Origin of the sequence: Streptococcus sp. 27098_8_22 (genome assembly GCF_041432415.1) — a bacterium.
Taxonomy (GTDB): domain Bacteria; phylum Bacillota; class Bacilli; order Lactobacillales; family Streptococcaceae; genus Streptococcus; species Streptococcus pseudopneumoniae_M.
Genome location: NZ_JAPVZP010000001.1, coordinates 19,566 through 43,805, shown reverse-complemented (window position 1 = coordinate 43,805; position 24,240 = coordinate 19,566). Strand labels below are relative to the sequence as shown.

Below are 24,240 nucleotides of genomic sequence, written 5' to 3'. Positions count from 1 at the left end.
TCTTTGGAGGTCTAAATATGACTCGTGAATTTAAATTTGAAACTCTGCAATTGCATGCAGGACAAGTGGTAGATGAGACTACAAAATCTCGTGCAGTTCCTATTTACCAAACAACATCCTTTGTATTTGAAGATACACAGGAGGGTGCAGACCTTTTTGCCCTTCAAAAAGCTGGAAATATCTATACTCGTATTACCAATCCAACAACTTCAGCCTTTGAAGAACGTATTGCAGCACTTGAAGGTGGTGTTGGTGCTCTTGCTACTGCATCAGGTATGGCTGCTATTACTTACACAATTTTGGGACTTGCTCATGCAGGTGATCATGTTGTTGCAGCTTCAACTATCTACGGTGGTACTTTTAACCTATTGAAAGAAACCCTTCCTCGCTATGGAATCACCACAACTTTTGTTGATATCGATAATCTAGAAGAGGTAGAAGCAGCGATTAAAGACAATACCAAACTTGTTTTGATTGAAACTTTGGGAAATCCAGTCATCAACATTCCTGATATTGAAAAAATAGCTGAAATTGCTCATAAACATCAGATTCCTTTGGTTGCAGACAATACCTTTGCAACACCTTATCTTATCAATGTCTTTTCTCATGGTGTTGACATTGCGGTTCACTCAGCAACTAAGTTTATCGGTGGACACGGTACAACAATTGGCGGTGTCATTGTTGATAGCGGTAAGTTTGACTGGGCTGCTTCAGGGAAATTCCCTCAATTAGTCGATGAAGATCCAAGCTACCACAATATCAGCTATACTCGTGATGTTGGTGCTGCAGCCTTTATCGTTGCTGCTCGCGTGCAATTGCTTCGCGATATGGGAGCTGCCCTTTCACCATTTAACTCATTCTTGCTCCTACAAGGTCTTGAAACACTATCTCTCCGTGTTGAACGCCATGTGCAAAACGCTGAGAAAATCGTTGATTTCCTTGTGAACCATCCAAAAGTTGAAAAAGTTAATTATCCAAAATTAACTGATAGCCCTTACCACGCCTTGGCGGAGAAATATTTACCAAAAGGTGTTGGTTCAATCTTTACCTTCCATGTTAAAGGTGGAGAAGCAGAAGCTCGTAAGGTTATTGATAGCTTGGAAATCTTTTCAGACCTCGCCAATGTAGCTGATGCAAAATCATTGGTAGTTCATCCCGCAACTACAACTCATGCTCAATTGTCTGACTCGGATCTGGAAGCAGCAGGAGTAACTAAAAATCAAATCCGTCTCTCAATAGGTCTTGAAAATGTGGATGATTTGGTTGAAGATTTGCGTCTTGCACTTGAAAAGATTTAAGAATAAATAAAATTTTCCGTTTTTAGATCCTTCTCACGAATAGTAATGTGAGGAGGATTTTTATGTACAGTATTTCATTTCAAGAAGATTCGCTCTTGCCTAGGGAACGCTTGGTAACAGAAGGAGTAGAGAGTTTGAGTAATCAGGAGTTACTAGCCATTTTGTTACGAACAGGGACTCGTCAATCAACTGTTTTTGAAATCGCTCAAAAAGTATTGAATCAATTAAGTTGCTTAACTGATTTGAAAAAAATGACCTTGCAAGAATTACAGAGTTTATCAGGTATCGGTAGAGTGAAAGCTATTGAGTTGCAAGCTATGATTGAGCTGGGAAGTCGTATTCACAAAAAAGAAACCATTGAGGCAGAGAGCATTCTTAGTAGTCAAAGACTGGCTAAAAAGATGCAAGCTGAACTGGGAGATAAAAAACAAGAGCACCTGGTGGCGCTCTATCTGAATACTCAAAATCAAATCATTCATCAGCAAACCATTTTTATCGGCTCAGCTACTAGAAGTATTGCTGAACCACGGGAAATTCTCCACTATGCTTTGAAGCATATGGCAACATCTGTGATTCTGGTTCATAATCATCCATCTGGTGCTGTCATGCCGAGTAGAAATGATGACCATGTTACGAAGCTTGTTAAAGAAGCCTGCGAATTAATGGGATTGGTCTTATTGGATCATCTTATCGTCTCACATTCCGACTATTTTAGTTACCGTGAGAAGACGGATCTGGTGTAAAAAAACCTGTATATGATACAGGTTTTACAATTCATTGACGACATAGTCGAAAAGTGTTTTATCTTTGGGGCGATTTTCAAAAAGAAATTCCGGATGCCATTGAACACCGAGGTAAGGGAAACCATCCGTTGTTGTAACAGCCTCGATAATTCCATCTTTAGGATCATGAGCTACAACCTTGAGATTTGGAGCTAGGTCCTTAATACTCTGATGGTGGAAAGAGTTGATATGGGAGATATCTCCATAGATATCTCGAAGAATAGTATCAGGCTCGGTGACTAAACGTTGAGTTGTATACTCGGCTGAAGTATCCTGCCAATGGTCTTCAATATCTTGATAAAGAGTTCCTCCCATAGCCACATTAAAGAGCTGGGTGCCTCGACAAACAGAAAAAATTGGTTTCTTTTGTTTGATTGCTTCTTCAATGAGTGCTAACTCAAAAATATCTCTTTGAAGGTGATAGTCATCACTATCGATTGTTTTAGGCTCACCGTAGAACTTTGGATCGACATTTTGTCCACCAGTTAGAATAAGTTTATCAATCAAACCAATGTAGTAACTGGCCATTTCTTCATCACCAATCGGTAGGATAATGGGTATACCTCCAGCTTTCTTAACCCCTTCAACAAAGCCTTTTGCAGCATAACTCATCATAAGATCATCATCTGGATGCGGGGTTTCATTTCCTGTAATCCCAATAACTGGTTTATTCATAAATATTTACACTTTCTAATCCTCTTTACGCATGAAATAGAGGAGAGTTTGAAGTTCGCTTGTAAGATCGACATACTGAACAACCACGTCTTTAGGAAGATGTAGGTGAACAGGTGAAAAACTAAGAATACCCTTGATTCCGGCGTCAACCAATAGTTCAGCAACTTCTTGAGATTTTATACTAGGGACAGTAAGAATAGCAGTTTTAACATCACTATCTTTGATTTTGTCTTTTATTTGAGAGATTCCATAGATTGGAACACCGTCAGGAGTCTTGGTACCAACCTCAGGATGGTCATCTAGGTCAAAAGCCATAATGATTTTCATCTTGTTACGCTCATGAAAACGGTAGTGGAGAAGAGCGTGCCCCATATTTCCGATACCTACCAGCATAACATTAGTTATAGAATTATCATTTAAAAGATCAGCGAAAAAATTCATGAGCTTTTTAACATCGTATCCAAAACCACGTCGTCCAAGTTCCCCAAAGTAGGAGAAGTCTCGACGAACCGTTGCAGAATCAATTCCAATTGCCTCTGCGATTTGTTTGGAATTAGCTCTTTCAATTTTCTCAGCATTAAATCTTTTAAAAATACGGTAATAGAGAGAAAGTCTCTTTGCTGTTGCTTTAGGAATAGCAGACTGTTTTTCTTTCACAAAATCACAACCTTTCTATTTACTATTTTATATAAAGCTTGTGAAAATAGCAACAATAACGAAAAAAAACTAAGAAAAATCTTAGTTTAGCTATTTTCGTGGTAAGATTTCAAAAAACGATAGAGATCACCAAGAAGCCCTTGATAGATCTCAACTCCATTGTGTGTTAATGAAGTGATAAAAGTCGTATCAGGAAGGGTTACACAACCTGATAGAGAAAGCATGAGTGCTTCATAATCTTCATATTCTTGCACACGTTCAACTTTATAAGGATCCTTGTAAGTTAATCGAAACATAACGACCTTTTATCTTTCACTTTTTGTAAATACACCACGTTCAACAAGACTATCCATCAAGAAGTAGAATTTCTCTTGGTGAATATGTGTTTCCTCAGACTTAAAAATGTCAACTAAACGAAGGCCAAATTTATCTGTGATATTGATTTTTGCACCTGTCAGGTCTCTGTTGATGATAATCTTAAGCTGGAACCCTTCTCCACTATTTGGGACTTTTTCAAGAAGACGTGTCAGTTCATAGTTCCCAACTTTAGTTTCAAAAAAAGTATTATCTTTTAGAGTGAACTTTTTGACGGTTGGGCTAAGTGTGTAATCATAACGGCAATTTTTAAGACTAATGGTTTTTTCGAATGCCATTGAGTTATCCTCCAATGATATTTTTAAGAGTATTGGCGAGAGTTATCATCTCTTGTTCTGTATTTTTAGGTGAAATGCTGACGCGAACGGATTCATGTAAGCGAGGCGAGTCTTCTCCGTAGAAAGCCTGAAGAACATGACTGACCTGAACGACACCTGCAGTACAAGCAGAGCCAGTTGAAATAGAAATCCCTTCAAGATCTAGACGAAGGAGTAGTAGATCATTACGTTGACCTGGAAATCCAATATTAAGGACATAAGGTAGCTGGTCTTTCCCTTGATTGAGATAATAGTCTGTGTCAGCCATTTCCTTTAAGAATGTTTCTTTTAGTTTTTGAACCTTTTTAAAGTTTTGTTCTTGGTTTTCAAGATCATCCTTTAGAGCTGCTACCATTCCCACAATGGCAGGAAGATTTTCTGTTCCAGCTCTTTTTTTCTGCTCTTGATCACCACCATGAAGGTAGGAATCAAAATCTGTAGATGCAGCATAGAGAAATCCAATGCCTTTTGGACCATAAAATTTGTGTGCAGAAGCGCTAAGAAAATCAATTCCCAATTTTTCGGGAAGAATTTCTAGTTTTCCAACTGCCTGAACCGCATCGACATGATAGACGGCTGGATGATTTTTTAGAACTTCACCAATTTCAGCAACAGGTAAAAGTGTACCAGTTTCATTGTTTGCAAACATAGTAGAAACAAGAATGGTATCTTCACGCAGTGCATTTTTGACCTGGTCTGCAGTAATTTCTTGATTTTCAGGCTGTAAAATAGTCACTTCAAAACCGAAATTTTCAACCAAGTATTTGATGGGTTCTAGAACAGCATGGTGCTCAATCGCAGTAGTGATAATGTGCTTTCCACGATTTTGATGGCGAAGGCAGTATCCGATGATAGCAGTATTATTGCTTTCAGTACCACCAGTGGTAAAGAATATATGTTGTGGCTTTGTTCCTAGTAAACTTGCTAGTTCTTGACGAGCTTCTCGTAATAGTTTACCCGCTTGGCGTCCATGGCTATGAATACTAGAAGGGTTCCCATATGTTTCTTGCATGACTTGAGTCATTGCTGAGATAGCTGCAGGTGACAGGGGTGTTGTAGCAGCATTATCCAAATAAATCAAAAACTCACCTAATTTCTATTTAAATAGTGGACTAACTGGTTTTCTTTCATGAATACGAACCATGGCATCACCAATCAATTCGCTAGCAGTGATGTATTGTACGTTTTTAGGTTTTTTACTTTCTGTCACAACAGAATCTGTAACCAATATTTCTTTGATATTTGCTGCATCTAATAACTCTGCTGCACCGTTAACGAATAATCCATGACTGGATACAGCGTAGATTTCAGTAGCACCATCGCGTTCCAAAATTTTAGCAGCTTCAGAGAAGGTGCGGCCAGTGTTCAGAATGTCATCGATCAAGATTGCCTTTTTACCTTCGACATCTCCGATGATATAACCTTGACTGCGTTCAGAATCATCTTGTGCATAATCAATGATGGCAATTGGAGCATCAAGATATTCAGCAAGACTACGAGCACGTTTTACACCAGAGTTTTTAGGACTAACAACAACCACATCTGAACCAGTCAAACCTTTATCACAGTAATGTTTTGCAAAAAGTGGAATAGTATAGAGGTTATCTACAGGAATGTCAAAGAATCCTTGAACCTGAACGGCATGGAGGTCAAGAGTCAATACACGACTAACTCCAGCTTTCACCAACATATTTGCAACCAGTTTTGCAGTAAGTGGTTCGCGTGAAGAAGCGATACGATCTTGGCGAGCGTAGCCGAAGTATGGAAGTACAACGTTAATGGTATTAGCACTAGCACGAACACAAGCATCAACCATAATCAAGAGTTCCATCAAGTGGTTATTTACTGGATAACTAGTTGATTGGATGATATAAACATCGTATCCACGAACACTTTCTTCGATGTTAACTTGGATTTCACCATCTGAAAATTGACGTGAAGATACTTTTCCAAGTGGAACACCCGCAGCATCTGCGATTCTTTGAGCAATTTCCTGGTTGGAAGATAGTGCGAAAAGTTTCATGTTTTTTGTATCTGACATCGATAAACCGTCCTCTTTAAACTAAGTAAATCGCTATAGTAAAACACTTTTAGTGATAAATGCTCTCTACAGCAGATTCTATTATTTTTCATCCCTTTTATTTTATCAAAAAAAGAAGATTATTTCAGTATTTTTTCATATTTTCTATAAAACGAACCAATTTCGAAGGAGCTTTTTTGTAATGGATTTCATTGACTTGTAAAAATTCTTGGAAATCAAGACTACCTTGCTTACCATCTTCTACTTCTAATTCAAGCTCATAGTCAACAATATCAAAGTATTCACTTTGATCAAGAGCCATGAGTCCGATAGAAGTTTGCTTTTCGTAACGAACAGTAGTTAGGCAACCTAAAACTACCCAGCCACTGGTTGAAAGTCCACGGCTAGTCAATTCATCAAGAATCATTCCTTGTGGAAGTTTACATTCTTTAAGACAATGGTTTGCTTCCTCTAGGCTTAGATCTTGATTGTACTCCATATTTCCAACTTTTTGTGGAATTTTTATAGTCAATTCAGCGCTATTTTCAAAAGTACGAATGCGCATAGCAATTTTATGCTTACGAAGGTAAAAATCAGGCGTGTCTAGGTAGTAATTTTTTTGTGTAATAGGTGTGACTCCTGAAAAGTGAGTTTGTAATTTTTTATATTCATCCTGTTTTAGGAGTGTTTTCATTTCAATTTCTAAATGTTTCATTTTTTTTACTTTTTCCTTATCTTTGAAAGCGATTGTATGGTATAATAAGCATTGTATTTATTGTATAAGATTTTTCATAGAAAATCAAAAACTAGATAAATCGAAGTGTATAGAGAATTGGATGAAAAAGGTATATGATTACAGAATGGGAAGAATTTTTAGATCCTTACATTCAGGCTGTCGGAGAGCTGAAGATAAAACTCCGAGGTATTCGAAAACAATACCGCAAACAAAATAAACATTCTCCAATTGAGTTTGTAACTGGTCGAGTCAAACCGATCGAAAGTATAAAAGAAAAAATGGCTCGTCGAGGGATTGGATACGATACATTGGAACAGGACTTGCAAGATATTGCAGGTTTACGCGTCATGGTTCAATTTGTAGATGACGTGAGCGAGGTTGTTGCCATCCTTCGTAAGAGGCAAGACATGAGAGTTGTCCAAGAACGTGACTACATCACTCATCGAAAGGCTTCAGGCTATCGTTCTTACCATTTGATTATTGAGTATACTGTTGACACGATCAAGGGGGCAAGAACGATTCTGGTGGAGATTCAGATTCGTACCTTGGCTATGAATTTCTGGGCTACCATCGAGCATTCTCTCAATTATAAATATCAAGGGGATTTTCCAGAAGAAATTAAGAAACGCTTAGAAATTACAGCAAGGATATCCCATCAATTGGATGAAGAAATGAGTAAAATTCGTGATGATATCCAGGAAGCACAGGCACTCTTTGATCCATTGTATAGAAAGTTAAATGACGGGGTAGGTAATAGTGACGATACCGATGAAGAATACAGGTAAACGAATTGATCTAATCGCTAATCGCAAACCTCAAAGTCAAAGAGTCTTATATGAATTAAGAGATCGACTAAAAAAAAATAACTTTATATTAAATGATAAACATCCCGATATCGTGATTTCCATAGGTGGGGATGGGATGCTTTTGTCTGCTTTTCACAAGTATGAAGACCAGCTGGATAAGGTTCGCTTCGTTGGTGTTCACACGGGTCATTTAGGTTTCTATACAGACTACCGTGATTTTGAACTGGACCAATTGGTTACTAATTTACAGTTAGATACTGGGGCTCGTGTGTCTTACCCACTGTTAAATGTAAAGGTATTTTGGGAAAACGGGGAAGTGAAGATTTTCCGAGCTTTGAACGAGGCTAGCATTCGGAGAGCTGATAGAACTATGGTTGCCGATATTATCATTAACCAAGTGCCATTTGAACGTTTTAGAGGAGATGGCCTGACGGTATCGACGCCAACTGGGAGTACAGCCTATAATAAATCTCTTGGTGGAGCTGTTTTGCATCCTACCATTGAGGCCCTACAATTAACAGAAATTGCGAGTCTCAACAATCGTGTCTACCGAACCTTAGGTTCGTCTATCATTGTGCCTAAGAAGGATAAGATTGAATTGATACCGACTCGCAATGATTATCATACGATTTCTGTTGACAATAGCATTTATTCTTACCGTAATATTGAAAGAATAGAATACCAAATAGACCACCACAAGATTCACTTTGTCGCAACACCAAGCCATACTAGTTTTTGGAATCGTGTCAAGGATGCCTTTATTGGTGAGGTGGATGAATGAGGTTTGAATTTATTGCTGACGAACATGTCAAGGTAAAGACCTTTTTAAAAAAACACGAAGTCTCGAAAGGTTTACTTGCCAAAATCAAGTTTCGAGGTGGAGATATTCGCGTAAACGGTCATCCACAAAATGCAACCTATCTCTTAGATATTGGGGATGTGGTTGTCATCGACATTCCTCCTGAAGAAGGTTTCGAGACACTGGAAGCAATAGATTATTCACTGGATATTCTGTTTGAAGATGATCATTTCTTGATTTTAAACAAACCCTTTGGTGTGGCCTCGATTCCTAGTGTCAATCATTCCAATACCATCGCTAACTTTATCAAGGGCTATTATGTGAATCAGAACTACGAAAATCAACAGGTCCACATTGTAACCAGACTAGATCGAGATACTTCGGGCCTCATGCTTTTTGCTAAACACGGGTATGCCCATGCTAGACTAGACAAGCAGTTGCAAAAGAAAGCCATTGAAAAGCGTTATTTTGCTTTAGTTAAAGGAGATGGGTTTCTGGAGCCTCAAGGTGAAATCATCGCACCGATTGCTCGAGATGAAGATTCCATTATCACTAGACGAGTGGCAAAAGGTGGTAAATATGCTCATACCTCCTATCGTATAGTGAAGTCTTATGGCAATATTCATCTTGTTGATATTCGACTACATACAGGAAGGACCCACCAGATTCGTGTTCATTTTTCTCATCTTGGTTTTCCTTTGCTTGGTGATGACCTCTATGGTGGTAGTCTTAAACATGGCATAGAGCGCCAAGCTCTGCATTGCCATTACTTATCGTTTTATCATCCTTTTCTTGAAGAGCAGTTGGAGATAGAAAGTCCACTGCCGGATGATTTTAAGAATCTTATAACTCAGTTATCAAATAATAATTTATCTTAAAAGGAGTAAAAACTCATGGAAGTTTTTGAAAGTTTAAAAGCCAACCTAGTTGGTAAAAATGCACGTATTGTTTTGCCTGAAGGTGAAGAACCACGTATTCTTCAAGCAACAAAACGCATCGTAAAAGAAACAGAAGTTATTCCTGTCCTACTTGGAAATCCTGATAAAATTAAAATCTATCTTGAAATCGAAGGAATCATGGATGGTTATGAAGTAATTGACCCAGCACATTATCCTCAATTTGAAGAAATGGTAGCATTACTTGTAGAACGTCGTAAAGGAAGAATGACTGAAGAAGAAGCTCGTGAAATCTTGGTTAAAGACGTGAACTATTTTGGTGTTATGTTGGTATACATGGGCTTGGTAGATGGAATGGTTTCAGGAGCTATTCACTCTACTGCGGCAACTGTTCGCCCAGCCCTTCAAATCATTAAAACACGTCCAAATGTTAGTCGTACTTCAGGTGCCTTCCTTATGGTTCGTGGCACTGAGCGTTACCTATTTGGTGACTGTGCCATCAATATCAATCCTGATGCTGAAGCTTTGGCAGAAATCGCGATTAACTCTGCTATCACAGCTAAGATGTTTGGTATCGAACCAAAAATTGCAATGCTAAGCTATTCAACTAAAGGTTCTGGTTTTGGTGAAAGCGTAGATAAAGTTGTTGAAGCAACTAAGATTGCTCATGATCTTCGTCCTGACCTTGAAATTGATGGGGAATTGCAATTCGATGCTGCCTTCGTTCCAGAAACAGCTGCTCTTAAAGCACCAGGAAGTAAGGTTGCTGGACAAGCAAACGTCTTTATCTTCCCAGGTATTGAAGCAGGGAATATTGGTTACAAGATGGCAGAACGTCTCGGTGGATTTGCAGCGGTTGGTCCAGTATTGCAAGGTTTGAACAAACCAGTTAATGACCTTTCTCGTGGATGTAACTCAGACGACGTCTTCAAACTTACTCTTATCACAGCAGCCCAAGCTGTACACCAATAAAATACAAGATAGCTCCTTTTCTGTTAAAGGAGCTTTTCAAGTAGGAAGAATTCAAACTGGTTATTAAAAGGTGATAGGAATATCGGCTTTTGTTAATACTCGGTGAAGTTTATAGATCAAACCTATAGATACCCAAAGACCTAGTTGGGACCATAGTCAATACTGCCAGTTCTATAGAAATTAGCTCCTGCAATCTTTTGAATGACTATTTATTTTTTTACTCACTTAATGTTCAGAAAGGAGCATTTAGATTTGAAATATAAGTATTTACTCTTCGACCTCGACCACACCTTACTAGATTTTGATGCTGCAGAAGATATTGCCTTATCGCAACTCCTAAAAGAAGAAGAAGGAGTAGTGGATATACAAGCCTATAAAGATTACTATGTACCAATGAACAAGGCTCTTTGGAAGGATTTGGAACAGAAAAAAATTACAAAGGCTGAGTTAATTAACACACGTTTTGCAAAATTATTTGCTCACTTTGGCATTGAAAAAGATGGGGCTTACTTAGCAGAGCGCTACCAGTTTTTTCTATCTAAACAAGGTCAGACTTTCCCAGGTGTCGAAGATTTATTAAAAAAATTGATAAGTAAGGGCTATGAACTCTATGCTGCGACAAATGGAATCACCTATATTCAGACAGGTCGTTTGGAACAATCTGGAATTGCACCATTTTTCAAGGAAATCTTCATTTCAGAACAACTCCATACTCAAAAACCAGATGCTGAATTTTATGAAAAAATTGGAGCTCGTATCCCTAATTTTGATAAAAATCAGACCCTTATGATTGGTGATTCTTTGTCAGCTGATATTCAAGGTGGAAATAATGCTGGCATCGATACCATCTGGTACAATCCTCATCATCTGGAAAATAAGACACAAGCTCAGCCAACTTATGAAGTCGACTCTTATCAGGCTCTGCTAGAAATCTTATACAAACTGTAAAAAGTGGTTTAGATAGCCACTTTTTGCTATAATAGAGACAGTATTAACGAAGGAGTTGGCTATGGAACACTCATCTTGGCATGCTTTGATTAAGGAGCAATTACCTGAGGGTTATTTTGGGAAAATCAATCACTTTATGGAGCAGGTTTATGCCCAAGGAACTGTATATCCTCCTAAAGAAAAGGTTTTTCAAGCTCTTATAACAACTCCTCTGGAAGAGGTTAAAGTGGTAATTCTAGGCCAAGATCCCTATCATGGGCCTGGTCAAGCTCAGGGCTTGAGTTTTTCAGTTCCAGATTCTATTCCAGCACCTCCTTCTTTACAAAATATTTTAAAAGAACTTGCAGATGATATTGGAGTTAAGACTTCACATGATTTGACTACTTGGGCCGAGCAGGGGGTCTTGCTTCTCAATGCTTGCTTGACGGTTCCTGCTGGTCAAGCAAATGGTCATGCTGGGCAGATATGGGAACCTTTTACAGATGCTGTGATCAAGGTTGTCAATAATATTGATAGACCCGTAGTTTTTGTACTTTGGGGTGCTTATGCACGTAAGAAGAAATCCTTGGTTACAAATCCTCAGCACTTGATTATCGAATCAGCCCACCCAAGTCCTCTTTCAGTTTACAGAGGATTTTGGGGTTCCAAGCCTTTTACCAAGGCCAATGCATTCTTAAAAGAAAGTGGACAAGAGCCAATTGATTGGCTTAGATAAGGAGAGAATATGCCTCAGTTAGCGACAATTTGCTACATTGATAACGGGAAAGAGCTACTCATGCTTCATCGCAATAAAAAGCCTAATGATGTCCATGAAGGGAAATGGATCGGTGTAGGTGGAAAGTTAGAACGGGGGGAAACTCCACAAGAATGTGCTGCTCGTGAAATTCTTGAAGAAACTGGTCTAAAAGCAAAACCAGTATTAAAAGGAGTAATCACCTTTCCAGAGTTTACACCAGACCTTGACTGGTACACCTATGTATTTAAAGTAACTGAGTTTGAAGGTGAGTTGATTGACTGTAATGAAGGAACCTTAGAATGGGTTCCTTACGATGAGGTTTTAAGTAAGCCGACCTGGGAAGGGGACCATACCTTTGTAGAGTGGCTTTTAGAAAATAAACCATTCTTTTCAGCTAAATTTGTTTATGATGGTGATAAATTATTGGATACCCAAGTGGATTTCTACGAATAAAGGAGTAAAGCGATGTTAGTAATCAAAAACGGCCGTGTAATGGATCCTAAGTCTGGTTTGGATCAAGTGTGTGATGTCTTGGTTAAAGATGGGAGAATTGTCAAAATTGCGCCTGAGATTAAAGAAGAAGGAGCAGAAATCTTAGATGCTACTGGTTTTGTAGTTGCGCCTGGATTGGTGGATATCCATGTTCATTTCCGTGAACCTGGTCAAACTCATAAAGAAGACATTCATACAGGAGCACTAGCAGCAGCTGCAGGTGGATTTACAACTGTCGTTATGATGGCTAATACCAATCCAACCATCTCAGATGTTGAGACTTTGCAGGAAGTTCTTCAATCTGCGGCAAAGGAAAAGATCAACGTTAAATCTGTAGCAACAATTACCAAGAACTTTAATGGCCAAGATTTGACAGACTTTAAGTCGCTTTTAGAAGCTGGAGCTGTTGGATTTTCTGATGATGGGATTCCACTTGAAAGCAGTAAAGTGGTCAAGGAAGCCATGGAAGAGGCTAAAAAGTTAAACACCTTTATCAGTCTGCACGAAGAAGATCCTGGACTGAATGGTACGCTAGGTTTTAATGAAAACATTGCTAAAGAACATTTCCATATCTGCGGTGCTACCGGGGTTGCAGAATACGCTATGATAGCTCGTGATGTCATGATTGCCTATGCAACCAAAGCCCATGTCCACATTCAGCACTTGTCCAAGGAAGAAAGTGTTAAGGTTGTGGAGTTCGCTCAAGGTTTGGGAGCAAACGTAACTGCAGAAGTAGCACCTCAGCATTTTTCTAAGACTGAAGCTCTTCTTTTGACTAAAGGAAGTAACGCTAAGATGAATCCACCTCTTCGTCTGGAGTCTGACCGTCGTGCAGTTATTGAAGGGCTTAAATCTGGAGTCATTTCTGTAATTGCTACTGACCACGCGCCTCACCATGCTGATGAAAAGAATGTCGAAGATATTACCAAAGCTCCATCAGGTATGACAGGTTTAGAAACTTCTTTGTCACTCGGTTTAACTTACTTAGTCGAAGCTGGTGAGCTAACCCTGATGGAATTATTAGAAAAAATGACAGTAAACCCAGCCAAATTGTATAATTTTGAAGCAGGATATTTGGCTGAAAACGGCCCAGCTGATATTACAATTTTCGATGATAAAGCTGACCGAATCGTTGACACGCATTTTGCTTCTAAAGCAGCTAATTCACCATTCATTGGTGAACAATTAAAAGGGCAGGTTAAATATACTATCTGTATGGGACAAATCGTTTATCAAGCAGATTAGGAGCTTGAGGATGAATTATTTTCGTAAATTTAGAAATCGTAAACGAAATGCTTGCCATGGAGTATATTGTCAAGCCGCTAACCGTGCTAAAATTCAGTATGAAACCAAGGAAAAAGCTGATCATGCTGTAGAGTATGATAATGGTGGCTTGGTTAGAAGCTATTATTGCGCCTCATGTAATTGCTGGCACACGACATCAAAAACTAGTAATCCACCTTTGAGCTTGAGAAAATACGGCTTAAAGCTTTTTGACTTGGATGAAAAGAAGTAGAAAGAGTAGGTATGCGTTCAACAGAAACTATTAAAGACAAAATCATCTTATTTTTAAAAATTTTCTTTCCTATTTTAATTTATCAATTCGCTAATTATTCCGCATCTTTTGTCGATACCACGATGACGGGTCAATATAATACTCTCGATCTAGCGGGTGTTTCAATTGCAACTAGCTTATGGAATCCTTTCTTTACCTTTTTGACTGGAATCGTCTCAGCCTTGGTCCCTATTATTGGTCACCATTTGGGACAAGGAAAAAAGAAAGAAGTTTCTTCGGATTTTTATCAATTTCTTTATTTGGCTTTAGCCTTATCTATCGTACTTTTTGGCTTGGTTTTCTTTTTAGCACCAATTGTGTTAGAATTCATGGGACTGGAAGTGGCTGTATCCAGCGTTGCCATACGTTATCTGTGGCTCTTAGCCACTGGTATTATTCCTCTCTTACTTTTTAGTGTTATTCGTTCGCTACTTGATACGCTAGGACTGACAAAATTGTCTATGTATCTCATGCTTCTTTTACTTCCTTTAAATAGTGGATTTAATTATTTACTAATATATGGTGCTTTGGGTTTTCCTGAGTTAGGAGGTGCAGGAGCAGGTCTGGGGACTTCTCTTGCGTACTGGGCTTTGTTGCTGATTTCGGTTTTGGTCTTGTTAAAGCATAAAAAGCTCAAGGAATATCAACTCCAAAGACCTATGCCCCTACAAATCAAAAAAATCAAGGAAGCTATTTATCTTGGTCTACCAATTGGTGGGACGATATTTGCTGAAGTTGCCATTTTTTCAGTTGTTGGTTTAATTATGGCGAAATTCTCATCTCTTATTATTGCCAGTCATCAGTCAGCTATGAACTTTTCAAATTTGATGTATGCTTTTCCTATGAGTATTTCAACTGCTATGGCTATTGTGATTTCTTATGAGGTAGGAGCTAAACGATTAGACGATGCTAAACAGTATATCCATATTGGTCGTTTAACAGCTATGGTGTTTGCTGTTTTAACACTTAGTTTTCTTTACATCTATCGTGAAAATGTAGCCAGACTATATGGTCAAGATCAAGAATTTATCCAACTAACAGCTTCTTTTATGACCTATAGCTTGTTCTTCCAGTTAGCTGATACCTTTGCGGCACCTTTGCAAGGGATTTTAAGAGGTTACAAGGATACGATTGTTCCTTTTTGCCTTGGTCTTCTTGGATACTGGGGTGTTGGGATTCCGCTTGGCTTATATCTTGATTATTCGACTATTTTAGGTGCGTACTCCTATTGGATTGCTCTCATCATTAGTTTAATGGTAAGTGGAATTCTTTATCAGTGGCGTTTACAAGTTATTATGAAAAGATTCAAATAATTTGTTAAAAAACGATGAAAATACAACTTGTGAAATTTGTATTTTATATAAAGAAAAGTCTTGATTTTACTGGCTTTTCTTTTTTTATATTGTGAAAAATTGCAGGCATATTTTTTGACACAAATTAACCTATACAGTAAAATGGAACTATAAGAATTTAAACTTAGAAAGGCAAGATTATGTCAACTTTAGATAAAAATCTTTTGCTTGAGATGTTCCGTAAGATGGAAGAAATTCGTCGTATGGACTTAAAAATTGCTCAATTAGTAAAAAAAGGAAAAGTGCCTGGTATGACGCACTTTTCTGTTGGTGAGGAAGCTGCCAGCGTTGGGGCTATGTTGGCTCTAAACGAGGATGACCTCATCACCTCAAATCACCGTGGTCACGGGCAAGCCATTGCTAAGGGAATCGACCTTAATGGGATGATGGCTGAAATTCTTGGTAAATACACTGGAACTTGTAAAGGTAAAGGTGGATCTATGCATATCGCAGACCTAGATGCAGGTAACCTTGGTGCTAATGGTATCGTAGGTGGTGGTATGGGGATTGCAGTTGGTGCCGCCCTTACACAACAAATGAAAAACACTGGCAAGATTGTCGTTTGCTTCTTTGGTGATGGTGCGACAAACGAAGGTGTTTTCCATGAAGCGGTGAATATGGCTTCTATTTGGAATCTTCCAGTGATTTTCTACTGTATCAATAATGGATATGGAATCTCTGCAGATATTAAGAAAATGACTAATGTCGAGCATATCCACGAACGTAGCGCAGCTTACGGTATTCCTGGTATGTTTATCGAAGATGGTAACAATGTTATCGATGTCTACGAAGGATTTAAGAAAGCAGTTGACCATGTTCGTTCTGGTAAAGGCCCTGTCTTAATCGAAAGTGTAACTTACCGTTGGCTTGGTCACTCATCATCAGACCCTGGTAAATATCGTACACGTGAAGAAGTAGAAGAGTGGAAACAAAAAGATCCAATCGAAAATCTTCGCAAGTACCTTGTTGAGAACAAGATTGCTAGTGCAGAAGAACTTGAAGAAATTCAGGCACAAGTTAAGGAAGCAGTGGAAGCATCTGTTAAATTTGCTGAAGAGAGTCCATTCCCTCCACTTGAATCAGCATTTGAAGATATATACGCAGACTAAGGAGAAGTAGAGAAAATATGGAAACTAAATTAATGTCTTTCCGCGATACCATTATCCTTGCAATGTCTGAGGAAATGCGTCGCGACGAAAATGTACTCTTGATGGGAGAAGATGTCGGAGTTTTCGGTGGAGACTTTGGTACATCTGTAGGTATGCTAGAGGAGTTTGGGCCAGAACGTGTACGTGACTGTCCGATTTCAGAAGCTGCTATCTCAGGTGCAGCTGCTGGTGCAGCCATGACAGGACTTCGTCCAATCGTTGATATGACTTTCATGGACTTTTCAGTTATTGCCATGGATAATATCGTCAACCAAGCAGCTAAAACTCGTTACATGTTTGGCGGTAAAGGTCAAGTGCCAATTACAATCCGCTGTGCCGCTGGTAACGGAGTAGGTTCTGCAGCACAACACTCACAATCATTGGAATCTTGGTTCACTCACATCCCTGGATTGAAGGTTGTTGCTCCAGGTACACCTGCTGACATGAAGGGACTTCTTAAGTCTTCTATCCGTGATAACAACCCAGTCATCATCCTTGAATACAAATCAGAATTTAACCAAAAAGGTGATGTTCCAGTTGATCCGGACTATACAATTCCGCTTGGTGTTGGTGAAATTAAACGCGAAGGAACTGATGTAACAGTTGTAACATACGGTAAAATGCTTCGTCGTGTCATGCAAGCAGCTGAAGAATTGGCTGAAGAAGGCATCTCAGTAGAAGTAGTAGACCCACGTACTTTGGTTCCACTTGATAAAGACATCATTATTAATTCAGTTAAGAAAACTGGAAAAGTAGTTCTTGTTAACGATGCCCACAAGACAAGTGGTTTTATCGGTGAAATCTCAGCTATTATCTCAGAATCAGAAGCATTCGATTATTTAGATGCACCTATTCGCCGTTGTGCAGGTGAGGATGTGCCAATGCCTTACGCACAAAATCTTGAAAATGCAATGATTCCGACAGTTGAAAGCATCAAAGATGCCATTCGTAAAACTCATAACAAACAATAATACATAAAATAAATTATGCAAACAAAACTTATTTGAGATACTTTTTGTATCCAAGTTATTTGTAAAGTTGCGACAGAAGAGAGTCGAATCGATTTTATTCGACGAACGACTTAGTAAGTCTACTTGGTTGACCGCCTAACAGCGGCAACCGTAGTAACTTGAGATACGTTTCGTATCCAAGTTACTTGTAGAGTTGAACTCGGGCTAAAGTCTGTGTGAAAAAGATAAACTTTCCTAGAAACTAAAGTTTCTTCGTCAAGTTTCCTATTTTCACTTTGACTTTTGACGCCCTTAGTATCTTATAATTGAATTCGGACGGAGGTCTGCGAAAAAAAGATAGATTTCCTTGTGTTCATGGAACACATCGTCAATCTCCTATTTTTTCATTGCCCTCTTCGTCCTTAGTATCTTATAATAGAATAGGAGAGGTCATGGCTGATGATAAGCTAAGAGCGACTCCTGCAGCTAGAAAATTAGCGGATGATTTAGGAATTAATCTCTACGATATTTCTGGCTCAGGCGCAAACGGTCGTGTCCACAAAGAAGACGTGGAAACATATAAAGACACAAACGTGGTTCGCATTTCGCCACTTGCAAAACGAATTGCCCTTGAACATAACATTGCATGGCAAGAAATTCAAGGAACTGGTCATCGTGGTAAGATTATGAAGAAGGATGTTTTGGCATTCCTTCCGGAAAATATCGAGAACGAAACAATCAAGTCACCTGCTCAAATCGAGAAAGTGGAAGAAGTCCCAGATAACGTGACACCTTATGGGGAAATCGAGCGTATTCCAATGACACCAATGCGTAAGGTTATTGCTCAACGTATGGTTGAGTCATACTTGACTGCACCAACCTTCACGCTTAACTACGATGTCGATATGTCTGAAATGCTTGCCCTTCGTAAGAAAGTTCTTGATCCAATCATGGAAGCAACTGGTAAGAAAATTACCGTTACAGACTTGCTTTCACTTGCAGTTGTTAAGACTCTTATGAAACACCCATACATCAATGCTTCATTAACAGAAGACGGTAAGACAATTATTACTCACAATTACGTCAACCTAGCGATGGCAGTTGGTATGGATAATGGATTGATGACACCAGTTGTCTATAATGCAGAAAAAATGAGCTTGTCTGAGTTGGTAGTTGCATTTAAGGACGTTATTGGACGTACCTTGGACGGTAAACTAGCTCCTAGCGAATTGCAAAATTCAACCTTCACCATCAGTAACTTGGGGATGTTTGGTGTTCAATCATTCGGTCCAATCATTAACCAACCGAACTCAGCAATCCTTGGGGTTAGCTCAACAATTGAGAAACCAGTTGTTGTTAATAATGAAATCGTGATTCGTCCAATTATGAGCCTTGGTTTAACAATTGACCACCGTGTCGTAGATGGTATGGCTGGTGCTAAGTTTATGAAAGACTTGAAAGCTTTGATTGAAAACCCAATCTCAATGTTGGTTTAGAGAATTTATTTTTAGAAATATAGATAAAGGAAGTAAGACATGGCCTTAGAAGTAATTATGCCAAAAGCCGGCGTGGATATGACAGAAGGACAAATCGTCCAATGGAATAAAAAAGTCGGAGAATTTGTAAAAGAAGGAGAAATCCTTTTGGAAATCATGACTGACAAAGTCAGCATGGAATTAGAAGCAGAAGAAGACGGTTACTTGATCGCTATCCTGAAAGGGGACGGCGAGACTGTTCCTGTTACTGAAGTTATCGGATATCTTGGTGAGGAAGGGGAAAATATCCCATCAGCTGGAGCATCTGCACCAGAAGCTAGCCCAGCACCTGTAGCAAGTGCTTCGAACGATGATGGTAAGAGCGATGATGCTTATGATATCGTTGTTATTGGTGGTGGACCTGCTGGTTATGTTTCTGCCATTAAAGCGGCTCAATTAGGTGGTAAGGTTGCTCTTGTTGAGAAATCTGAACTTGGTGGAACATGTTTGAACCGTGGATGTATCCCAACTAAGACTTACCTTCACAACGCTGAAATTATCGAGAATATCGGTCATGCGGCAAATCGTGGTATCGTAATTGAAAATCCTAATTTCACAGTTGATATGGAGAAACTTTTAGAAACAAAATCTAAAGTTGTCAATACCCTTGTAGGTGGTGTTGCAGGACTTCTTCGTAGCTATGGAGTTGATGTTCATAAAGGTATCGGTACTATTACTAAAGATAAGAATGTCTTGGTAAATGGTTCTGAATTGCTTGAAACTAAGAAGATCATCCTTGCTGGTGGTTCAAAAGTAAGCAAAATCAACGTTCCTGGTATGGAATCATCTCTTGTGATGACTAGTGATGACATCCTTGAAATGAACGAAGTTCCAGAGAGCCTCGTTATTATCGGTGGTGGTGTCGTTGGTATCGAACTTGGTCAAGCCTTCATGACATTCGGTTCAAAAGTTACTGTTGTCGAAATGATGGACCGTATTGTACCAGCAATGGATGCGGAAGTATCTAAAAACCTTCGCTTGATTCTTGAGCGTAAAGGTATGACTATCTTAACAGGTACTAAACTTCAAGAAATTATTGAAGAAGATGGCAAACTCCGTATCAAAGTTGAAGGAAAAGATGATATCATTGCAAATAAAGCTCTTCTTTCAATCGGTCGTGTTCCAGACCTTGAAGGTATCGGAGATGTTGAATTTGAATTAGACCGTGGCCGTATCAAGGTTAACGAATACATGGAAACTTCTGTTCCAGGTATCTATGCACCAGGTGATATCAATGGTACTAAGATGTTGGCACATGCTGCCTTCCGTATGGGTGAAGTAGCTGCTGAAAATGCGCTTAAAGGAAATCACGTTGTTGCTAAATTGAACTTGACTCCTGCAGCTATTTACACACTTCCAGAAGTAGCAGCAGTTGGTTTGACTGAAGAACAAGCTCGTGAAAAATACGATGTTCAAATTGGTAAATTCAACTTTGCGGCTAACGGTCGTGCCATTGCATCAGATGCGGCTCAAGGTTTCGTTAAAGTTATTGCCGATAAGAAATATGGTGAAATCCTTGGTGTTCACATCATTGGTCCTGCAGCAGCTGAATTGATTAACGAAGCATCAAGTATCATTGAAATGGAAATCACTGTTGAAGAAATGCTTAAGACTATCCACGGACACCCAACATACTCTGAAGTTATGTACGAAGCATTTGCGGATGTTCTTGGAATGGCTATTCATTCACCTAAGAAAAAATAAACAAGTCTCTCAATAAAATTTTCTTAAAGTAGTACGGACGGCAGCGACCTCTATTAGAGTTCCATGCCTAAAAATTGAGCCTCTTGTCTCAATTTTTCCGAGAAATGTAACGATAACACGTTGCATTTCTTTTTACTACTTTTGAGAATTTGATTGCTATGAATAGAAATTAAAAAATTTTAGAAATACTATGAAATACATTATCAATCATTCAAACGACACTGCTTTTAATATCGCCTTGGAAGAATATGCCTTTAAACACCTTTTGGATGAGGATCAAATCTTCCTTCTTTGGATTAATAAACCATCTATCATTGTCGGTCGTCACCAGAACACTATCGAAGAAATCAATCGTGATTATGTTCGAGAAAATGGCATTGAGGTTGTCCGTCGGATCAGTGGTGGTGGAGCTGTTTACCATGATTTGAACAACCTTAACTATACAATCATCTCAAAAGAAGACGAAAATAAGGCCTTTGACTTCAAGAGCTTTTCTACTCCAGTAATCAATACACTTGCTCAACTTGGTGTTAAGGCTGAATTTACAGGCCGTAATGACCTTGAAATCGACGGTAAGAAATTCTGTGGAAATGCGCAAGCTTATATTAACGGACGTATCATGCACCATGGTTGCTTGCTCTTTGACGTTGATTTGTCTGTCCTTGCTAACGCACTCAAAGTTTCTAAAGATAAGTTTGAATCAAAAGGAGTTAAATCAGTCCGTGCTCGAGTAACTAATATTATCGATGAGTTGCCAGAAAAGATCACTGTTGAAGAATTCCGTGATTTACTCTTGGAATACATGAAAAAAGAATACCCTAAGATGACTGAGTATGTCTTCTCGGATGAAGAATTGGCTGAAATCAATCGAATCAAAGAAACTAAGTTTGGAACTTGGGACTGGAACTATGGGAAATCACCTGAATACAATGTCCGTCGTGGAACTAAATTCCCAAGCGGAAAGGTTGAAATCTTTGCGAATGTTATTGAGTCAAAAATTCAAGATATCAAGATTTACGGTGACTTTTTCGGTATCGAAGATGTTGCAGCAGTAGAAGATGTCCTTCGTGGTGTTAAATACGAACGCGAAGATGTTCTTAAAGCCCTTCAAACCATTAACTTAGGTCGTTATTTCGCAGGAATTACTGCTGAAGAAATTGCTGAAGCTGTGGTGGAATAAAGAAAAAGAAGTTGGTTAGTCCAACTTCTTTTTTTAGAATTGAATTTACATAATTTATATTATGTGACTCATAAACTATCTAAAGCGTTTTTCTGTTCGTCATTGACAATATGGGTATACAAGTCGGTAACTTGTGTGCTAGCATGTCCTAGTTGATGGCTTACCAAAACCTGCGACTTGGTTGCATCATATAGACGTGTTGCAAGTGTGTGGCGTAGTTTGTGGGGTGTCACTCGGACTTTGAAATCTTCAGAATACTTTGCCACCATCTTTTCAACACTAGAAGCATCGATACGGTTTGGAACCCCTCGATACAAGGTTAGAAAGAGGGCTGTATCGGTCTTTTCTGTCTTATAACGTTTGTCACGAATGGCGAGATATTGTTCTAAATAAGGCTTAGCAAAGGCAGCCACATTGACTGAGTCTCTTTTTCCACCTTTTCGAGTGACGTCAATCACCATCATCTTAAGATTGAGATCTCGAAGATCCAGGTTAACTGCCTCAGAGAGACGGACACCAGAGGCAAGAAGGAGTGCGATAATCGCTAAATCTCGCTCTTTATTCTTGTTAAAGGACGATAAGGCTCGATTTGAGAGAGTTTTAGGGTATTCCTCATCGATATAGTTCAGAAAACCTTCTGTTTCATCGCCTAAAAAGAGTTTTTGCTTGATATTCTCAGCACGTGCAGCCAAGGTTTCTTTCTTTTTCTTGGTAGCAACCTTCTTCATGACGTTACGGTAGAAATAAGGTTCTCCTTGTTCGTTTTCAACTTCCTCAGTCAAATACTTATAAAGACTAGAAAGCGCCGATAAAGTTCGGTTAATGGTTGTTTGAGAGACACCATTTTTAGTTGTATTAGCATTAAGCAGAGGACGTTCACGCAAGTAAAGTATAAAGGATTCCATGTCTTTCTTGGTCATGTGCTCCAGAACGTCTAAAGGAATATTTGCCATGGTATCAGCATTCGATATACCAGATTCCAAAACCCAGGTGAAAAATCGATCGTATTCCTTTAAGTATTCGTACAAGGTCGTAAAACTGTATGGTACAGCCAGTTTCGATTGATAGTATTCAAGAACATACCAGGGCATAACTTGTTTGAGCTTATCAATCCGTTCTAATAAGATCTCGCGTTTCATGTTTTTCTCCAAATCTTTCTATACTAGTAGTATAGCATAGCTAGATATATTTTTCAAGAAAATTATAGTTTTTCGGAAAGATGATATAGGAGATATTTGGGCTTGCCTAACTAACTAGACCATAACTCAAAATTTTTTTCGGGCAAAAATAGGTCCAAAATGTACTTTATTTAAGTGAAAACTAAAAATTGTTCAAATGTACATTAACTTTTAGTTTTTCTATCAATGTTTAAATAACTTTTACATAAACTTATAATTTTTTCTAAAAACAATAAAATCCAAATCAACAAAGTGATTTGGATTTTTAACTATCTATTAAATGTTCAAAATTATTCTAAATACTATTTAATATGTTTTATACTTAACTTTGCTAGACATTACTAGATAACATGATGCAACAATAACAATAATTCTGATTAGATACATTCCGTAATGGTCGTCACTCATAGTCAATTGAGAAAATACATTAATCATTGAATGTGTCATCACACAAATCCAGAGATTTTTTGTTTTTAAATAAAGAGATGAAAGAATAAACGAATTTGTCAGCAACCCAAATAAAAAAGGTACTATTTGAAGGATGGCTAGAGAACCATCTATATAAAAGAACAATAAATGCCAAATTGACCATATGATAAATGTTAAAATTGTCGCTTGAAAATAGTGGAACTTTTCTTGTAAAAGTGGCTGAAATACATATCTCCAACCAATTTCCTCCAAACCTCCAAATACAATAAACTTGAAAAACATCAGAAAAGGAAGATACCAGATAAATTGTACGATTTTCCCCCAAAAAAATAGAAAAGAGAAATCAAGAATAATAAGAAAAAATGCTAATAAATAATGTTTGTAACTGGTCTGAATGTTAAAAAAATCTTTTATTATTTTCTTTAAGTCAATCTCATAATAGCAAATGGCAACAATGCTACCCCATAAGGCTGTAGAGATTCCACCAATCATTACTCCGAAAACATTTACTAGAACAGAATGAACGCCAAAATGATTGCAGAAAAATACAACTAAACAAACTAATAATAATTGACTAAAAGTCCCAAGTAAATAAACTGCAAGAGCTTTATTTCTACTCATAGCATCTCCCTTTGGTTATAAAAAACAGTCTAAGAGTTACATTTTGAGCATAAATTAAACTATGTAATAAATATATCCT

General features: G+C 38.4%; 26 protein-coding genes. 17 read left to right on the top strand and 9 right to left on the bottom strand.

Annotation, left to right across the window (positions count from 1 at the left end; all coding sequences use genetic code 11):
* The first annotated feature begins 17 nt into the window (after positions 1 to 17).
* Positions 18 to 1,298: an O-acetylhomoserine aminocarboxypropyltransferase/cysteine synthase family protein gene (locus tag O3633_RS00195; RefSeq protein WP_371619979.1), complete on the top strand. Its 1,281-nt coding sequence runs from the start codon at positions 18 to 20 to the stop codon at positions 1,296 to 1,298.
* A gap of 62 nt (positions 1,299 to 1,360) precedes the next feature.
* Positions 1,361 to 2,041, top strand: a complete 681-nt coding sequence (gene radC / locus O3633_RS00190; protein ID WP_371619978.1) for a RadC family protein — start codon at positions 1,361 to 1,363, stop codon at positions 2,039 to 2,041.
* A 24-nt stretch (positions 2,042 to 2,065) separates the two neighbouring features.
* Here the strand turns inward: radC and O3633_RS00185 are convergent, their stop codons facing one another.
* From O3633_RS00185 to O3633_RS00155, 7 genes are all read right to left on the bottom strand, one after another.
* Positions 2,066 to 2,755, bottom strand: coding sequence for a gamma-glutamyl-gamma-aminobutyrate hydrolase family protein (locus O3633_RS00185; protein WP_371619977.1), 690 nt, complete (start codon positions 2,753 to 2,755; stop codon positions 2,066 to 2,068).
* Positions 2,756 to 2,770: 15 nt separating this feature from the next.
* The gene (locus tag O3633_RS00180; RefSeq protein WP_049529691.1) at positions 2,771 to 3,412 is read right to left on the bottom strand and encodes a redox-sensing transcriptional repressor Rex; all 642 of its coding nucleotides are present in this window, start codon (positions 3,410 to 3,412) and stop codon (positions 2,771 to 2,773) included.
* An 86-nt stretch (positions 3,413 to 3,498) separates the two neighbouring features.
* Complete coding sequence (locus tag O3633_RS00175) at positions 3,499 to 3,708, bottom strand: DUF4649 family protein (RefSeq protein WP_049529690.1); 210 nt, start codon at positions 3,706 to 3,708, stop codon at positions 3,499 to 3,501.
* A gap of 9 nt (positions 3,709 to 3,717) precedes the next feature.
* Positions 3,718 to 4,065 carry a DUF1831 domain-containing protein gene (locus O3633_RS00170; RefSeq protein WP_000863542.1) on the bottom strand — a complete coding sequence of 116 codons (348 nt, stop codon included), beginning with the start codon at positions 4,063 to 4,065 and terminating at the stop codon, positions 3,718 to 3,720.
* Between the two features lie 4 nt (positions 4,066 to 4,069).
* Positions 4,070 to 5,185, bottom strand: a complete 1,116-nt coding sequence (locus O3633_RS00165) for a cysteine desulfurase family protein (protein ID WP_049529689.1) — start codon at positions 5,183 to 5,185, stop codon at positions 4,070 to 4,072.
* A gap of 15 nt (positions 5,186 to 5,200) precedes the next feature.
* Positions 5,201 to 6,145, bottom strand: coding sequence for a ribose-phosphate diphosphokinase (locus O3633_RS00160; RefSeq protein WP_371619976.1), 945 nt, complete (start codon positions 6,143 to 6,145; stop codon positions 5,201 to 5,203).
* A 124-nt stretch (positions 6,146 to 6,269) separates the two neighbouring features.
* Entirely contained in the window at positions 6,270 to 6,839 is a 570-nt protein-coding gene (locus O3633_RS00155) for a CYTH domain-containing protein (RefSeq protein ID WP_371619975.1), read from the bottom strand.
* A gap of 134 nt (positions 6,840 to 6,973) precedes the next feature.
* Between O3633_RS00155 and yjbM the strand changes: the two genes are divergently transcribed.
* From yjbM to lplA, 15 genes are all read left to right on the top strand, one after another.
* Positions 6,974 to 7,645, top strand: a complete 672-nt coding sequence (gene yjbM, locus O3633_RS00150) for a GTP diphosphokinase (protein WP_049509203.1) — start codon at positions 6,974 to 6,976, stop codon at positions 7,643 to 7,645.
* Entirely contained in the window at positions 7,629 to 8,447 is an 819-nt protein-coding gene (locus tag O3633_RS00145; protein WP_371619974.1) for an NAD kinase, read from the top strand. The genes yjbM and O3633_RS00145 overlap by 17 nt, the downstream gene beginning before the upstream one ends.
* The gene (locus tag O3633_RS00140; protein WP_371619973.1) at positions 8,444 to 9,343 is read left to right on the top strand and encodes an RluA family pseudouridine synthase; all 900 of its coding nucleotides are present in this window, start codon (positions 8,444 to 8,446) and stop codon (positions 9,341 to 9,343) included. The genes O3633_RS00145 and O3633_RS00140 overlap by 4 nt, the downstream gene beginning before the upstream one ends.
* A gap of 15 nt (positions 9,344 to 9,358) precedes the next feature.
* The gene (gene pta, locus O3633_RS00135) at positions 9,359 to 10,333 is read left to right on the top strand and encodes a phosphate acetyltransferase (RefSeq protein ID WP_371619972.1); all 975 of its coding nucleotides are present in this window, start codon (positions 9,359 to 9,361) and stop codon (positions 10,331 to 10,333) included.
* Between the two features lie 252 nt (positions 10,334 to 10,585).
* Entirely contained in the window at positions 10,586 to 11,281 is a 696-nt protein-coding gene (gene pynA, locus O3633_RS00130; protein WP_371619971.1) for a pyrimidine 5'-nucleotidase PynA, read from the top strand.
* Between the two features lie 61 nt (positions 11,282 to 11,342).
* Positions 11,343 to 11,996 (top strand): uracil-DNA glycosylase, encoded by a 654-nt coding sequence (locus tag O3633_RS00125; RefSeq protein ID WP_371619970.1) that lies wholly within the window; start codon positions 11,343 to 11,345, stop codon positions 11,994 to 11,996.
* A gap of 9 nt (positions 11,997 to 12,005) precedes the next feature.
* The gene (locus O3633_RS00120; RefSeq protein ID WP_371619969.1) at positions 12,006 to 12,470 is read left to right on the top strand and encodes an NUDIX hydrolase; all 465 of its coding nucleotides are present in this window, start codon (positions 12,006 to 12,008) and stop codon (positions 12,468 to 12,470) included.
* 12 nt (positions 12,471 to 12,482) lie between these two features.
* Positions 12,483 to 13,754: a dihydroorotase gene (locus tag O3633_RS00115; protein WP_371619968.1), complete on the top strand. Its 1,272-nt coding sequence runs from the start codon at positions 12,483 to 12,485 to the stop codon at positions 13,752 to 13,754.
* 10 nt (positions 13,755 to 13,764) lie between these two features.
* Positions 13,765 to 14,025, top strand: coding sequence for a hypothetical protein (locus tag O3633_RS00110; RefSeq protein ID WP_049529677.1), 261 nt, complete (start codon positions 13,765 to 13,767; stop codon positions 14,023 to 14,025).
* Positions 14,026 to 14,036: 11 nt separating this feature from the next.
* The gene (locus O3633_RS00105; protein ID WP_371619967.1) at positions 14,037 to 15,377 is read left to right on the top strand and encodes an MATE family efflux transporter; all 1,341 of its coding nucleotides are present in this window, start codon (positions 14,037 to 14,039) and stop codon (positions 15,375 to 15,377) included.
* A gap of 179 nt (positions 15,378 to 15,556) precedes the next feature.
* Positions 15,557 to 16,525: a thiamine pyrophosphate-dependent dehydrogenase E1 component subunit alpha gene (locus tag O3633_RS00100; protein ID WP_371619966.1), complete on the top strand. Its 969-nt coding sequence runs from the start codon at positions 15,557 to 15,559 to the stop codon at positions 16,523 to 16,525.
* Between the two features lie 17 nt (positions 16,526 to 16,542).
* Positions 16,543 to 17,535, top strand: coding sequence for an alpha-ketoacid dehydrogenase subunit beta (locus O3633_RS00095; RefSeq protein ID WP_371619965.1), 993 nt, complete (start codon positions 16,543 to 16,545; stop codon positions 17,533 to 17,535).
* A 431-nt stretch (positions 17,536 to 17,966) separates the two neighbouring features.
* Positions 17,967 to 19,010, top strand: a complete 1,044-nt coding sequence (locus O3633_RS00090) for a dihydrolipoamide acetyltransferase (RefSeq protein ID WP_371619964.1) — start codon at positions 17,967 to 17,969, stop codon at positions 19,008 to 19,010.
* Positions 19,011 to 19,049: 39 nt separating this feature from the next.
* Positions 19,050 to 20,753 carry a dihydrolipoyl dehydrogenase gene (lpdA, locus tag O3633_RS00085; RefSeq protein WP_371619963.1) on the top strand — a complete coding sequence of 568 codons (1,704 nt, stop codon included), beginning with the start codon at positions 19,050 to 19,052 and terminating at the stop codon, positions 20,751 to 20,753.
* Between the two features lie 190 nt (positions 20,754 to 20,943).
* Positions 20,944 to 21,933: a lipoate--protein ligase gene (gene lplA / locus O3633_RS00080; RefSeq protein WP_371619962.1), complete on the top strand. Its 990-nt coding sequence runs from the start codon at positions 20,944 to 20,946 to the stop codon at positions 21,931 to 21,933.
* Between the two features lie 68 nt (positions 21,934 to 22,001).
* On the opposite strand, the gene xerS is transcribed toward lplA, so the two are convergent.
* Positions 22,002 to 23,072, bottom strand: coding sequence for a tyrosine recombinase XerS (gene xerS / locus O3633_RS00075; RefSeq protein WP_223338481.1), 1,071 nt, complete (start codon positions 23,070 to 23,072; stop codon positions 22,002 to 22,004).
* Between the two features lie 345 nt (positions 23,073 to 23,417).
* The gene (locus tag O3633_RS00070) at positions 23,418 to 24,161 is read right to left on the bottom strand and encodes a CPBP family intramembrane glutamic endopeptidase (RefSeq protein WP_371619961.1); all 744 of its coding nucleotides are present in this window, start codon (positions 24,159 to 24,161) and stop codon (positions 23,418 to 23,420) included.
* Positions 24,162 to 24,240 lie beyond the last annotated feature (79 nt).

What these genes read in the sequence shown, in the direction of transcription:
- yjbM (WP_049509203.1), top strand. Translation starts at nt 6,974, where the DNA reads ATGATTACAGAATGGGAAGAATTTTTAGATCCTTACATTCAGGCTGTC.
- O3633_RS00175 (WP_049529690.1), bottom strand. Translation starts at nt 3,708, where the DNA reads ATGTTTCGATTAACTTACAAGGATCCTTATAAAGTTGAACGTGTGCAA.
- O3633_RS00105 (WP_371619967.1), top strand. Translation starts at nt 14,037, where the DNA reads ATGCGTTCAACAGAAACTATTAAAGACAAAATCATCTTATTTTTAAAA.
- O3633_RS00155 (WP_371619975.1), bottom strand. Translation starts at nt 6,839, where the DNA reads ATGAAACATTTAGAAATTGAAATGAAAACACTCCTAAAACAGGATGAA.
- O3633_RS00095 (WP_371619965.1), top strand. Translation starts at nt 16,543, where the DNA reads ATGGAAACTAAATTAATGTCTTTCCGCGATACCATTATCCTTGCAATG.
- O3633_RS00170 (WP_000863542.1), bottom strand. Translation starts at nt 4,065, where the DNA reads ATGGCATTCGAAAAAACCATTAGTCTTAAAAATTGCCGTTATGATTAC.
- O3633_RS00120 (WP_371619969.1), top strand. Translation starts at nt 12,006, where the DNA reads ATGCCTCAGTTAGCGACAATTTGCTACATTGATAACGGGAAAGAGCTA.
- O3633_RS00145 (WP_371619974.1), top strand. Translation starts at nt 7,629, where the DNA reads ATGAAGAATACAGGTAAACGAATTGATCTAATCGCTAATCGCAAACCT.
- O3633_RS00160 (WP_371619976.1), bottom strand. Translation starts at nt 6,145, where the DNA reads ATGTCAGATACAAAAAACATGAAACTTTTCGCACTATCTTCCAACCAG.
- O3633_RS00125 (WP_371619970.1), top strand. Translation starts at nt 11,343, where the DNA reads ATGGAACACTCATCTTGGCATGCTTTGATTAAGGAGCAATTACCTGAG.
- xerS (WP_223338481.1), bottom strand. Translation starts at nt 23,072, where the DNA reads ATGAAACGCGAGATCTTATTAGAACGGATTGATAAGCTCAAACAAGTT.
- O3633_RS00100 (WP_371619966.1), top strand. Translation starts at nt 15,557, where the DNA reads ATGTCAACTTTAGATAAAAATCTTTTGCTTGAGATGTTCCGTAAGATG.
- O3633_RS00110 (WP_049529677.1), top strand. Translation starts at nt 13,765, where the DNA reads ATGAATTATTTTCGTAAATTTAGAAATCGTAAACGAAATGCTTGCCAT.
- O3633_RS00090 (WP_371619964.1), top strand. Translation starts at nt 17,967, where the DNA reads ATGGCTGATGATAAGCTAAGAGCGACTCCTGCAGCTAGAAAATTAGCG.
- radC (WP_371619978.1), top strand. Translation starts at nt 1,361, where the DNA reads ATGTACAGTATTTCATTTCAAGAAGATTCGCTCTTGCCTAGGGAACGC.
- lplA (WP_371619962.1), top strand. Translation starts at nt 20,944, where the DNA reads ATGAAATACATTATCAATCATTCAAACGACACTGCTTTTAATATCGCC.
- O3633_RS00115 (WP_371619968.1), top strand. Translation starts at nt 12,483, where the DNA reads ATGTTAGTAATCAAAAACGGCCGTGTAATGGATCCTAAGTCTGGTTTG.
- O3633_RS00185 (WP_371619977.1), bottom strand. Translation starts at nt 2,755, where the DNA reads ATGAATAAACCAGTTATTGGGATTACAGGAAATGAAACCCCGCATCCA.
- O3633_RS00140 (WP_371619973.1), top strand. Translation starts at nt 8,444, where the DNA reads ATGAGGTTTGAATTTATTGCTGACGAACATGTCAAGGTAAAGACCTTT.
- O3633_RS00070 (WP_371619961.1), bottom strand. Translation starts at nt 24,161, where the DNA reads ATGAGTAGAAATAAAGCTCTTGCAGTTTATTTACTTGGGACTTTTAGT.
- O3633_RS00195 (WP_371619979.1), top strand. Translation starts at nt 18, where the DNA reads ATGACTCGTGAATTTAAATTTGAAACTCTGCAATTGCATGCAGGACAA.
- lpdA (WP_371619963.1), top strand. Translation starts at nt 19,050, where the DNA reads ATGGCCTTAGAAGTAATTATGCCAAAAGCCGGCGTGGATATGACAGAA.
- pta (WP_371619972.1), top strand. Translation starts at nt 9,359, where the DNA reads ATGGAAGTTTTTGAAAGTTTAAAAGCCAACCTAGTTGGTAAAAATGCA.